The organism is Aggregatibacter actinomycetemcomitans DSM 8324 (assembly GCF_000372365.1).
Lineage (GTDB): Bacteria > Pseudomonadota > Gammaproteobacteria > Enterobacterales > Pasteurellaceae > Aggregatibacter > Aggregatibacter actinomycetemcomitans.
The window spans coordinates 162,966-175,227 of record NZ_AQUU01000002.1 but is presented as its reverse complement, the minus strand read 5'-3'; the positions used below and the strand labels follow the sequence as shown (position 1 = coordinate 175,227).

The following is a 12,262-nucleotide window of genomic DNA, read 5'->3' as shown; positions in this document are numbered from 1 at the left end:
GCTTTATTTGCATTACTACAATTGGAGTTTGCCATTAATGGCTCCGCCTTTTTCTCACATTCTTCTAACATTTTTTGACGTTCAGTCGTATGTTCTTTGTAATACTCCACACTTTTAACTTCTTCTGAACAAGCACTTAAAGTTAATATAAATAATGCGATAAAAAGTTTTTTCATCTTTTACTCCGTATTAATTGAATATAACGCCCTTAACGTTTGAGCGACGTTGAGACGCTAACTGTTTTTGTTGCTCATTCATTAAGCGTCGGTATTCCGTTTGCCGTGCGTTGAATAAATCCAACTGGACTTTTTGTGATTGCAATGCGGCCAACTGCACGTCCATTGCATTTTTTAAGTCCTGGCTTTCTTTGACGTCTTGAGATTTTGTCATCCGTTTAGCGAGTTTATCAATAGTTTTCAATTTACTATTGACGTTACTTTCAAACGAATCTAAGAAGCTCATGCTTTCCACAGTGGAAACAATATTTGCTTCACAGGAAGTAATTTCACCTTGACGTAAATTCTTACAACGGTCAAAAAGGTTGTATTTTTCAAACAGGCTTTTAGCATTCGCGCTTAATGCGTCTTTTCCACCGGAAACCAAATTAATAACCGGGGTAAACTCAGATTTTAAGCCATTTATTTCACCATATAAACTATGCGCTTCACCAATAAAGGCTTGTACATCACGAATACCGGTTTGTGAGGCTAATTGGTCGGCATACGCTTTCAGCTCATTTTTATAATGCGAAACTGTATCCGTCCACTGTTTAGCCTCTTTTGCCCATTGTTGCACCGTTTGAAGCATGCTCATTTGACGTTGACCGGCAGCTGCGGCATCAACAACCGGAATTCCGGCTTGCACCAATACCGGCAGAGACAAAACGGCAACTAAAGTGAGTTTTTTAAACATTTTCATCACGTTCTCCTTATACACAACGTTGTTTATAAATAGGAATCCAGTCATTAGCGGCTTCGCCAACTTCATCGATAATTTGATGTAGGATTTCTGCGTTATCCTTACTGGTTGACAGAATTTTTAAGTTTTCACGACCTAAACCGCTTAAATCTAACTTAGCTAAAGCAGTTTCGAGCCCTTTACGCACTAAGAAAGTACGGGAATCCGGTTGTAATTCACGGATAATTTCAAATTGTTTTTCGCTGATTCCAAAACCATCCACATAATCCACTTTGCGGGCAATCGGGTTAGGTAAACAAATGGTTGTTTCACATTGCTCAACTACCGCGCGGGAAATTGGGCTTTTCAACACTTCATCCATACTTTGGGTCATCGGTATGACAATTCCATCTTCTTTCCGAATAACTTTTAATTTGTTATAGGCAAAGTCGGAAAACGCTTCATCTTTTAACCATTTCCAGAATTCATCCATAAAAATGATCAAACGACGACCATCTAATAATTTTCCGATACGGTGTAATAAGTAGAAAGAAAGCGGACTACAAGTATCCTGGTCATCTAAAAACTCCGTACCATCAATGCCAAATACGGCATGCCCGGTAAAATCTAACGTATCGGCAGGATTATCAAATACCCAACCGAATTCCCCACCTTGCGCCCAGTTTTTCAAACGACGGGCAAGGGAGTTTTCTTTTTCGGCTTTAGTTGAGCCTTCCGGCAAATGTTCAATCACGCGTGAAATCGGATAACTGCGGTATTCCATATCAAATTCCATCACCGATTTAACCGCCTTGAATAATTCTTCTTCATCGAGGGATGACAACGTTCTGCCTTTACGCGTAACTAACATTTTCATCAACGTGGAAAGGAAAGACAGATTTTCCGGCGTGTTTTCACACATAAACGGATTAAAACCGGTCGGCGCACCTTTACGGATCAGCATGTATTTTCCGCCCATGGCACGAATACAGGCTTCCGCACCGTAATCTTTATCCAGATATACCATTGTCAATTCACGTTTTACCGAGGTTGGTAAAAAAGTAGAGGTATGTCTGAATTTATCCAGTTGTGTCATGAGAAACGTCATCAACATAGTTTTACCGGAACCTGCTTGCCCGAATACTGCGGTATTCCCCAACCGTTTTTCGCCTCTGTCATCAACACCGGGTGCACTTTGATGAAAATTAAAATAGTACGGTTGACCGTTTGGCGTTTTCAGTAACGTTACCGCGTCTCCCCAAGGGTTCCCGTTGCGTTTACCGGAGGCAAAATTATGTAAAGAAGTTAGCGACGCATAATTTCTTGAACTTAACATTGCCAGGCGTGGACGGTAGGCAAAATTTGCCGGGAATTGACCGAAATAAGACGCGCTTAACGCCGTATTTGCCAATGTAATAATCAAACCTAAACTACTTAATACCGCAATAATTTCATTGGTTTTATCAGTAACATCTTTTATAGAATCACCGTACACCATCATGCCAAAATGATAATAACCAAAGGATAAACGACCACTTGCTAAATCATCCAATGCAACAGTTAAATTATCAACTTGCGAAATGGCAGCCTCATTTGAGGAATTTAAGCGTTTTTGCTGTCTGTCTAACTTCTCTTTTGCAACATTGCTTGGCATAGCCTGAAAAGATTGTGTAATGACATAATCGGCATTGATATACATTAATGCGTCAAAAAAACCCTCACAGGTTTCTTCCGTATAATCTTTAATTTCAAGACAGCGGAAGAAACGGCTTTCACCATTAAAAGTAATTTGCCCGGTTTCTTTGCCAAAATGTAAATCGGTATTCCCCAGTAAGTGATAAAACGACGTGGAGGTAACGCGTACCGGTTGCCAACGATTTGTAATCAGATAGTTGTAAAACGATAATTGTTCAGAATAAAGCGCACCGCCTTTACTAAAGGTTGTTAAAGCTTCACCGCGAAAATCTTCCAGTGCTTTATCCAAGCGGGAACACATTTCTTGCATAGTCTCTAACTGATAAGCAAGCTCCTGTTTTTTATCCTTTAACTTGGTTGTTTTACGAGATATTTTTTCCAGTTTTGAATAAGGGGTGTTCATCGGGGTTCGTACCTTAGATGAAGCGGAAAAAGCGAACATCATCGTCGATCTCACACAAAACAGCTTCGATGTGGAAGATATTTCCGACGATGACATCGCCAAAACTCATGTACGCTATTTAATGGGCGGATGGGTCGCCGACCATGGCGAACGCCTTTACACCTTTGAATTCCCGGAACAAAAAGGCGCATTGCTGAAATTCCTCGAAACCCTCGGCACCCGCTGGAAAATTTCCCTGTTCCACGACCGCGCCCACGGGGCGGATTGCGGCAACATTCTTGCCGGCTTCCAGTTATAACAAGGCAACGGTGCCGAACTTGAACAGGCGTTAGAACAACTGGGCTACGTTTATCAGGACGTCACCGACAGCAAATCCTATCGCTATTTTTTGTGTTAAAAAACGCCTGTAGAAACGACCGCACTTTTATCCCTTAACCTTTCTTATCCAACAACTGAATATAGCGCGTTGCCGATAACCAGGCGCCGATGTAGCCCATGATGGTGCAGACGATCAGCAGGAATAAAAATTCTACTAAGCCTAAGCCGTTTAAATTGAAGCTGACGGCGAAAATGTCGGTGACGTATTTCACGGCGCCGGTGAAGTAGCCGATGGTCAGGCTGCTGAAAATGCAGGCAAACAGACCGCCGAACACGGCGTAAATCATGCCGGTGTAGAGGAACGGGCGGAGGATGAATTGATCGGTGGCGCCGAGCAGTTTCATCACTTCAATGTTGGCTTGGTTGCTGTACACATCGGCGCGGATGCTGTTGCCGATGACTAAGAAAACGGCGAGCGCCATGAGTACGGTACAGAAAATCGCCACATGCGCCACCAGCCAAGTCAGCGCAGTCAGTTTTTCCAGCCAGTCGTTATCCAACCGCACTTCCTGCACGCCTTTGATTTTATCTAACGTTGCGCGCAATTCGTTACGTTTTTGCGATTCGTTAAATGCCTTCGTCGGCTTAATCACCACCACGGCAGGCAGCGGGTTGTCGTCCAATACGTCCAGTTCTTCGCTAAAACCCGACCAATGGCGAAATTCATTCAGGCTTTCCTGACGGGAAATGTAATTAAGAGACTCCACGCCTTCTTGCTGACGGATTTTCTCCACCACCAAATTGGCATCGTCTTCCGACAGATTTTTATGCAAATACACGGTCAATTCGCTTTCTGGATAAAACTGCGTGGTGGCGTGGTGAATGTTTTTCCAAAGCAGATAACTGACGGTAGGAATCGTGAACGATACGGCAATCACCAACACCGTCAACAATGTGGCGAACTTGCGTTTCAACAAATCCGCCAGCACGGCGCGCAACACATACGCACTTTGCATGCCAGAAGGAAAACGCATACGACCGGAATTCATGATACCTCCTAGCGTAAATAGCCTTGCTCAAGCACTAAGCAAGGTTTCGGTTTTTGTTGCACGATGCCGATGTCATGGGTGGCGATTAACACCGTCATGCCGAGGCGGTTAAATTCTTCAAATAAATTGAAAATTTCTAAGGATAAGGCGCCATCCAAGTTGCCGGTCGGTTCATCCGCCAACAATAATTGTGGCTTATGCACCACCGCGCGGGCAATATCAATGCGTTGCTGTTCCCCACCGGACAAATGCGCCGGCAAATGATTGGCTCGATCGCGCAACCCCACACGATCTAACGCCGCCAAGGCGCGACTGTTCGCATCTTTCGGATGTTGCCCGGCAATAATCAACGGTAAAGCGACGTTATCCAATACCGAACGATCGGGCAATAAGCGGTAATCCTGGTGCACCATGCCGATTTGACGGCGCAAAAACGGCACTTCGTGACGAGATAAACGGGTGATGTCGTGCCCGTTAAACCAAATTTGTCCGCCATTGGCGCGCTCCATGCCCATAATTAATTTTAACAGGGTACTTTTCCCCGCGCCGGAATGCCCCACCAGATAGGTCATACTGCCCGCCGGTAAATGAAAGCTTAACCCTTGCAGGGCAGGCTTCCCGCCCAAATAAGCTTTACTCACATTTGCAAATCGAATCATTTTTTTCTCTAATATGTTGTGTCAATCTTGGCTCCCTCCCGTTTACGGGGTGAGCTGCCGAAGGCTGAGGGGGGGGGAAAGTGCGGTCGAAAATTTAGGTATTTTCCTTTCAGTCTCTTCGGGACAAGTTATTCGCAAGTTCATTCTTTACTTGCTATCCTCTTCGGGGTCGCCGGCAGAGCAGGCGCTCAAAACGTGATACGTCCCCCCCTCCCCGCAAACAGGGGAAGGCGAGAATCATAACGTTGATAAAATGATAATTACAGTCAAAACAGACTATCCATTAAACCATCGTCAACAATTCCGCAAAATCTTCAAACACCCAATCCGGGTGGGATTCGGCAATCGGGATGTTGTAGTTATAACCGTAGGTTAATCCCACCACCGGGCAGCCGGCATTGTGCGCGGCAATAATGTCATTGCGGGAATCGCCCACGAACAACACTTGTTTCGGATACAAACCGAATTTGCCACATAAATAGAACAACGGACCGGGATGCGGTTTGATTGCCGGTAAGGATTGACCGCCCAGCACTTCATCGAACAAGTCTTCAATGCCGAACGCCTTTAACACGGGACGGGTGTGTTGGGTCGGTTTATTGGTGACCACCGCCAAGCGGTAGCCTTTGGCTTTGAGTTTTTGCAGGGTGTCTTTGACGTTAGGAAATAAACGGCTACGGTTACAAATATTTTCGCCGTAAAACACATTAAAACGTTCTTTTAGCGTGGCAATCTGCGCTTCCGTCAAAGTTTTACCCGATTGCGCCGTCGCCCATTCCAAGGCGCGGGCGATTAAAATCTGCGCGCCATTGCCAATCCAGGTCAGCACCAACGCTTCCGGCGCTTGCGGCAAATCGAATTCCGCCAACGCCGAATTCACCGATAACGTCAAATCCGGCAGGCTGTCCACCAGCGTGCCGTCCAAATCAAAACCGATTAATTTAAATTGTCCTGTCATGCTTATTTCCCTACTGTGGCTAATTGTTGACGCATTTCATCAATGACTTTTTGATAATCCGGCTGGTCGAAAATCGCCGAACCGGCAACAAACATATCCGCCCCGGCGCGTGCCACCTCGGCGATGTTGGAGACTTTCACGCCGCCATCCACTTCCAAACGAATATCAAAGCCGCTGTCATCAATGCGTTTTCTCGCCTGTTTGAGTTTATCCAATGTCGCCGGAATGAAAGATTGTCCGCCAAAACCCGGGTTCACCGACATCAGCAGAATAATATCCACTTTATCCATCACATAATCCAAATAGCTTAACGGCGTGGCGGGGTTGAAAACCAAACCGGATTTGCAACCGCAGTCGCGAATGAGCTGTAAAGTGCGGTCGATATGTTCGGATGCTTCGGGGTGGAAAGTAATGTAGCTGGCGCCGGCTTTGGCGAAATCGGGAATAATGCGATCCACCGGTTTCACCATCAAATGCACATCAATGGGTGCTGTGATGCCGTAATCGCGTAAGGCTTTGCACACGGCGGGACCGAAGGTTAAATTCGGCACATAATGGTTATCCATCACATCAAAATGAATCACATCGCCACCGCACTTTAATACCTTTTCCACGTCTTCACCCAAGCGGGCAAGGTCGGCGGAAAGAATGGACGGCGCAATTAAATAGGGTTTCATGGTCTCACCTCTCAGGCTGTCAAAATTGCCTTATCTTACTACGATATAACCCAATTTTTAAGAAATTATTCCGCACCGGGCGGGCAATGTCGCATTTTGATACGATTCAAGGTAAACTAGGCGCAATTTTTTTTCGATTTAGCGGTTTTTTATGCGTTTATTTATTTCTCTTTTAATAGCGGTTTTATTGCTGTTTCAGTACGATTTTTGGTTCGGTAAGAATGGGTATACGGACTACAAAAACACCACCAAAGAAATCGCCGTACACCAGCAGGAAAATGAAAAACTTTCCCAGCGCAATCAAATTATTGCAGCGGAAATCAAAGATTTAAAAGAAGGTGTGGATGCCATCGAAGAGCGCGCCCGTCTGCAGCATGAAATGGTAAAACCGAACGAAACCTTTTATCACATCGTCAAAGAACACAAATAATGACCTCAACCCGCAAGATTATCGCCGTCGTTCCCGCCGCCGGCATCGGCAGTCGAATGCAGGCGGACAAACCGAAACAATATCTTCACATTCACGGACAGCCGATTTTACAGCACACCTTAAACGTACTGTTGGCTTATCCGCACATCAGCCGAATCGTGCTGGCGGTCGCCGCCGATGATCCTTATATTGACCAACTTAAGCTCAGCCAAAACCCGAAAATTCAGTTGGTGGAAGGCGGTGAAACCCGTGCCGATTCCGTACTCAACGGTTTAAATGCCGTGCAGGACGCGGGCGCCGACGTTTGGGTGATGGTGCACGACGCGGCGCGCCCTTGTTTAACTCACGGCGATTTAGAAAAATTACTTGAAATTCAAGATGATAACGGCGCTATTCTCGCCATTCCGGCAACGGACACCATTAAGCGCGCCCTGCCTTCGCAACAAATTGCCCACACGGAAGATCGTAGCCAATTATGGTTGGCACAAACCCCGCAGTTTTTCCGTGCAGATTTATTACGCGACGCTTTAACCCGCGCCAAACAGCAGCAGTTTGCCGTCACCGACGAAGCTTCCGCCATGGAACTCGCGGGATTTCGACCGCACTTGGTGGCGGGGCGTAGTGATAACATTAAAGTCACCCGCCCGGAAGATTTGGCGCTGGCGGAATTTTACTTAACGAGGAAGACAATATGATACGAATCGGCCATGGTTTTGACGTGCACGCTTTCGGCACCAACAACCCGCTCATTATCGGCGGTGTCACCATTCCCTTTGATAAAGGCTTTATCGCCCATTCCGACGGCGATGTGGCATTGCACGCGCTAACCGATGCGTTGCTCGGCGCGGCGGCATTGGGCGACATCGGCAAACTGTTCCCCGACACGGATATGCAATACAAAGGCGCGGACAGTCGCGTATTGTTGCGCGAAGCCTACCGTCAGGTTCAGGAAAAGGGCTATTGCGTAGGCAACGTAGATGTCACCATCATCGCCCAAGCGCCGAAAATGCGCCCACATATTGACGCCATGCGCGCGCTGATTGCGCAGGATTTGGCGTGCGATATAGAACAGGTGAATGTCAAAGCCACCACCACTGAAAAACTCGGGTTTACCGGTCGCGGTGAAGGCATTGCCTGCGAAGCGGTGGCGTTGCTGGTGCGTAAACCATGATGGAACTCGCCTATTTGCAAAAAACGCCGCCAAAACAGACCGCACTTTTAAAAGCGGAATGCGCGGATTTTGTCGTCAAAGAGCAACTGGGCTACGACATGAGCGGCGACGGCGAATTCGTGGCGGTGAAAATACGCAAAACCGATTGCAACACCTTGTTTGTAGGCGAGCAACTGGCGAAATTCGCCGGCATTTCGGCACGCAACATGAGTTATGCCGGTTTGAAAGATCGCAAAGCTGTCACCGAACAATGGTTCAGCCTGCAAATGCCCGGGCAACCGACGCCGGATTTCAGCCAATTTCACCTTGACGGCGTGGATATTCTTGAAGTGACCCGCCACCAACGCAAAATCCGTATCGGCAGCCTGCAAGGCAATCATTTTGAGATTTTGCTGCGCCACGCGGAAGAAACCGACGAGCTCAAAGTGCGGTTGGATTTTCTGGCAAAAAACGGCTTCCCCAATTATTTCACCGAACAGCGTTTCGGGCGCGACGGCAACAATCTCACCCAAGCCCTACGCTGGGCGGCGGGCGAAATCAAAGTGAAAGATCGCAACAAGCGCAGTTTCTATATTTCCGCCGCCCGCAGTGAGATTTTCAATTTAATCGTTGCCAAACGTATTGAACTCAGTCTGGCGCAGCAGGTCTTAAATGGAGACGTTTTGCAACTGAACGGTTCGCACAGTTGGTTTGTGGCGGACGCATCGGAAGATTTGACGCAACTGCAACAACGCTTGGCACAACGGGATATTTTGCTTACCGCACCGCTTATCGGCGAAGAGGACAAAAGTGCGGTGGATTTTGAGAATGAAATTTTTGTCGCGCACCAAGCCTTGTTCCATTTGATGCGGCAAGAACGCGTGAAAGCCGCCCGCCGTCCGATTTTAATGCAGGCGCAACAGTTTCAATGGCAATTTGAACCGAACGGTTTGCGCCTTAAATTTTATTTGCCGGCAGGCAGTTACGCCACGGCGTTGGTACGCGAGCTGGTGAATGTTGAAAACTGAAAAACGAGAAGAAAAACAGGAATAACAAGAACATGAATATTTTATTAAGTAACGATGACGGCATTCACGCGCCGGGCATTCGTGTGATGGCAGAAGCATTGCGTAAGATTGCCAATGTGACCATCGTCGCGCCGGACAGCAACCGCAGCGCCGCCTCCAGTTCCTTAACCTTGGTGAAGCCGTTGTATCCGTTACATTTGGAAAGCGGTGATTATTGCGTCAACGGCACGCCGGCGGATTGCGTGCATATTGCGCTGAACGGTTTTCTTTCCGGGCGCATCGATTTGGTGATTTCCGGCATCAACGCCGGGGCGAATCTGGGCGATGATGTGCTATATTCCGGCACGGTCGCGGCAGCATTTGAAGGGCGTCATCTGGGCTTGCCGTCTATTGCGGTATCGCTCGATGGTCGTCAACATTTTGAAACGGCGGCGCGCGTGGTATGCGATTTGGTGCCGAAATTACACGCCCAATTATTAGGCAAACACGAAATTCTGAATATTAACGTGCCCGATGTGCCTTACGAAGAACTGAAAGGCATTAAAGTGTGCCATTTGGGCTACCGTTCTTCCGCTTCTGAAGTGATTAAACAGCAAAGCCCGCGTGGCGAAGACATGTATTGGATCGGGCTCAGCGGCTTGCCGGAATATGAAAGCGAAGGCACCGATTTCCACGCGGTGAAAAACGGCTATGTTTCCATTACGCCGATTCAGGTGGACATGACCGCGCACCACTCAATCAACGCTTTACAACGTTGGTTAGAAAGTGAATAATGCAATCTTTTAGGACAGGAATGCAAGATGAAGCTATTTGGCGCCATGTACGACAAAACCATGCAATGGTCGAAACACCGTTTCGCGCCTTTCTGGTTGTCTTTCGTGAGTTTTATTGAGGCGATTTTCTTCCCAATTCCGCCGGATGTGATGTTAATTCCGATGTCCATGTCAAAACCGCAAAGTGCGGTGAAATTTGCCATGTTTACCGCCACAGCCTCCGTACTCGGCGGGATGATAGGTTACGCGTTAGGCTATTATGCTTTTAATTTGGTCGAACATTACATTACCCAATGGGGCTATCAGGCATCATGGCAAACCACCATTCACTGGTTTGAACGCTGGGGCATGTTGGTGGTGTTCGTGGCAGGCTTTTCGCCGATTCCGTACAAAGTGTTTACCATTTGCGCCGGCGTGATGCAAATGGCGTTTATACCATTCGTAATTACTGCGTTTATTTCCCGTACGGCGCGGTTCTTACTGGTCGCCAAATTAGCCGCCTGGGGTGGTGAAAAATTTGCCGCCAAATTACGTAAATCTATCGAATTCATCGGTTGGTCGGTGGTGGCATTAGCCGCCGTCGTGTATTTAATTTTACGTTAAATAAGGTCACGAAAATGAAGAAACTGATTCTGTTACTATCTATGTCGTTAACGTTAGCGGCTTGTTCTTCACATGATGAGATACCGAAAGACGAAAACGATCTGCCGCCGGGCATTATGCAACCGGTGGAAGGCACCGGCGCCATCGCAGGCGGCAGCTGGGTGCCTGAAATTCAACAACAAAGTATGCCAATCAATATGCAATAATTAAGGAATCCGACAAATGAAAAGCTCTTTTTTACTGTTACCGATCAGCATTGCCGTGTTAGCGGCCTGTACTTCGAATACACCGGCACCGGTGGAAAACGCCGACGGTACCTTATCCCCGGGACTCATGCAACCGGTGGACGGTTCAACCGATGGCGGCAATAGCACATGGGAACCGCAAATCCAACAAGGCAATGTACCCGCTTCGATGAACGGTCCGATTGCCCAGTCGAACAATCTACAGGCGACCGGCGCACAATCTACTCCGCAGCCGAATTTTCAACCGATGTATCAACAGTCTGCACTGCAAGCACAGCCGGTTCAGCAAACCCAACCTGCCGCGCAAAATCAACCGCAACAGGCATCCCAGGATTTCACCATTCCACGTAACCCGACCACTAACGCACCGGATTACAGCCAAATCAACAAAGGTTTCTACAAAGGTGAAACCTATACCGTACGCAAAGGTGACACCATGTTCCTTATCGCCTACATTTCTGGTTTGGATGTGAAAGAATTGGCGGCGTTGAATAATATGTCCGAACCTTACAGCTTAAGCGTCGGACAAACCTTAAAGGTGAGCCGCGGCACAACGGCTACGGTGCAAACGAAAGCTGCACCGCAAATGCAACCGACGGTCACCCAACCGGCTACGCAAGGTGGTGAACCGACCGTAACTTACACCCCGGGCGCAAACGGCACACAATATGGTTCCGACGGCACGATTACCGGCCCGATTAAAGCCGGCGTAGGTACTGCTGCACCGGCAACCAATCAGCCGATAACCCAAGCGGGCACCGCACCGGCAGTATCCAACGTGGCATGGCGCTGGCCGACCAACGGCAATGTGATTCAAGGTTTCTCTAACGCCGACGGCGGTAACAAAGGCATCGACATCAGTGGTTCTCGCAGACAAGCAGTCAATGCCGCCGCCGCAGGTCGAGTGGTTTACGCGGGTAACGCCTTACGCGGTTACGGCAACCTGATCATCATCAAACACAATGATGATTTCCTCAGCGCCTACGCCCACAACGACAGTATTTTGGTAAAAGACCAGCAGGAAATCAAAGCCGGTCAGCAAATCGCAAAAATGGGCAGCACCGGCACCAACGGCGTGAAACTGCACTTTGAAATTCGTTACAAAGGCAAATCCGTGGATCCGTTGCGTTATCTCCCACGTCGTTAATCGACAAAACACAACAAAAAGTGCGGTCAGAAATTTAGGTGTTTTTCGGACCGCACTTTGATCTGCCTCCCAAAAGTTGGACAGGTTAGTTAACTTAAGTATTGAGCTCGGTACTGTACCGGGCTCAATACTTTTAAATCGGGTTTAATTCGTTTTGGTTGTAATACACCAAATTTACCCGGCTGTAATCCTGCCCTGTTGATAATAAAAGGTTGAACTAGGTATTTCGG

The 12,262-nt window shown here is 47.6% G+C and carries 15 protein-coding genes and 1 pseudogene; 9 read left to right on the top strand and 7 right to left on the bottom strand.

The window, feature by feature from the left end; translation table 11 throughout:
* The 3 genes from A3CS_RS1000000111840 to A3CS_RS01000000110785 form a co-directional block, all read right to left on the bottom strand.
* A partial coding sequence (locus tag A3CS_RS1000000111840) for an EexN family lipoprotein (protein ID WP_019518191.1) occupies positions 1 to 176 on the bottom strand: 176 nt, incomplete at its 3' end.
* Between the two features lie 13 nt (positions 177 to 189).
* On the bottom strand, positions 190 to 918 hold the full coding sequence (locus A3CS_RS0102045) for a type IV secretion system protein (protein WP_019518190.1): 729 nt from the start codon (positions 916 to 918) through the stop codon (positions 190 to 192).
* A 10-nt stretch (positions 919 to 928) separates the two neighbouring features.
* On the bottom strand, positions 929 to 2,893 hold the full coding sequence (locus A3CS_RS01000000110785; RefSeq protein WP_459166217.1) for a VirB4 family type IV secretion/conjugal transfer ATPase: 1,965 nt from the start codon (positions 2,891 to 2,893) through the stop codon (positions 929 to 931).
* A 94-nt stretch (positions 2,894 to 2,987) separates the two neighbouring features.
* Here A3CS_RS01000000110785 and A3CS_RS01000000110780 point away from each other — a divergent pair.
* A pseudogene (locus A3CS_RS01000000110780) lies at positions 2,988 to 3,392 on the top strand (threonine dehydratase); the annotation flags it as partial.
* A 34-nt stretch (positions 3,393 to 3,426) separates the two neighbouring features.
* On the opposite strand, the gene ftsX reads toward A3CS_RS01000000110780, so the two are convergent.
* The 4 genes from ftsX to rpe form a co-directional block, all read right to left on the bottom strand.
* Complete coding sequence (ftsX, locus tag A3CS_RS0102030; RefSeq protein WP_019518187.1) at positions 3,427 to 4,362, bottom strand: permease-like cell division protein FtsX; 936 nt, start codon at positions 4,360 to 4,362, stop codon at positions 3,427 to 3,429.
* Positions 4,363 to 4,370: 8 nt separating this feature from the next.
* The gene (gene ftsE, locus A3CS_RS0102025) at positions 4,371 to 5,021 is read right to left on the bottom strand and encodes a cell division ATP-binding protein FtsE (RefSeq protein WP_005544836.1); all 651 of its coding nucleotides are present in this window, start codon (positions 5,019 to 5,021) and stop codon (positions 4,371 to 4,373) included.
* Positions 5,022 to 5,304: 283 nt separating this feature from the next.
* Positions 5,305 to 5,979, bottom strand: a complete 675-nt coding sequence (locus A3CS_RS0102020; RefSeq protein ID WP_005544838.1) for a phosphoglycolate phosphatase — start codon at positions 5,977 to 5,979, stop codon at positions 5,305 to 5,307.
* A gap of 2 nt (positions 5,980 to 5,981) precedes the next feature.
* Entirely contained in the window at positions 5,982 to 6,656 is a 675-nt protein-coding gene (gene rpe / locus A3CS_RS0102015) for a ribulose-phosphate 3-epimerase (RefSeq protein ID WP_005544839.1), read from the bottom strand.
* A gap of 151 nt (positions 6,657 to 6,807) precedes the next feature.
* Between rpe and ftsB the strand changes: the two genes are divergently transcribed.
* Genes ftsB through nlpD form a run of 8 tightly spaced genes read left to right on the top strand, consistent with a single transcriptional unit; the run spans position 6,808 to position 12,032 of the window.
* Positions 6,808 to 7,086 carry a cell division protein FtsB gene (gene ftsB / locus A3CS_RS0102010; protein ID WP_005550726.1) on the top strand — a complete coding sequence of 93 codons (279 nt, stop codon included), beginning with the start codon at positions 6,808 to 6,810 and terminating at the stop codon, positions 7,084 to 7,086.
* A complete protein-coding gene (ispD, locus tag A3CS_RS0102005) occupies positions 7,086 to 7,781 on the top strand; it encodes a 2-C-methyl-D-erythritol 4-phosphate cytidylyltransferase (protein ID WP_005544843.1) in 696 nt (231 codons plus the stop codon). Before ftsB ends, ispD begins: the two co-directional genes overlap by 1 nt.
* Positions 7,778 to 8,257: a 2-C-methyl-D-erythritol 2,4-cyclodiphosphate synthase gene (gene ispF, locus A3CS_RS0102000; RefSeq protein ID WP_005570135.1), complete on the top strand. Its 480-nt coding sequence runs from the start codon at positions 7,778 to 7,780 to the stop codon at positions 8,255 to 8,257. Before ispD ends, ispF begins: the two co-directional genes overlap by 4 nt.
* Positions 8,254 to 9,264, top strand: a complete 1,011-nt coding sequence (gene truD, locus A3CS_RS0101995) for a tRNA pseudouridine(13) synthase TruD (RefSeq protein ID WP_005567122.1) — start codon at positions 8,254 to 8,256, stop codon at positions 9,262 to 9,264. The genes ispF and truD overlap by 4 nt, the downstream gene beginning before the upstream one ends.
* Positions 9,265 to 9,296: 32 nt before the next feature.
* Positions 9,297 to 10,037 (top strand): 5'/3'-nucleotidase SurE, encoded by a 741-nt coding sequence (surE, locus tag A3CS_RS0101990; protein ID WP_005544850.1) that lies wholly within the window; start codon positions 9,297 to 9,299, stop codon positions 10,035 to 10,037.
* Between the two features lie 27 nt (positions 10,038 to 10,064).
* The gene (locus tag A3CS_RS0101985) at positions 10,065 to 10,640 is read left to right on the top strand and encodes a YqaA family protein (protein WP_019518186.1); all 576 of its coding nucleotides are present in this window, start codon (positions 10,065 to 10,067) and stop codon (positions 10,638 to 10,640) included.
* A 14-nt stretch (positions 10,641 to 10,654) separates the two neighbouring features.
* The gene (locus A3CS_RS0101980; RefSeq protein WP_005544854.1) at positions 10,655 to 10,846 is read left to right on the top strand and encodes a membrane protein; all 192 of its coding nucleotides are present in this window, start codon (positions 10,655 to 10,657) and stop codon (positions 10,844 to 10,846) included.
* Between the two features lie 16 nt (positions 10,847 to 10,862).
* Entirely contained in the window at positions 10,863 to 12,032 is a 1,170-nt protein-coding gene (nlpD, locus tag A3CS_RS0101975) for a murein hydrolase activator NlpD (RefSeq protein ID WP_005544855.1), read from the top strand.
* Positions 12,033 to 12,262 lie beyond the last annotated feature (230 nt).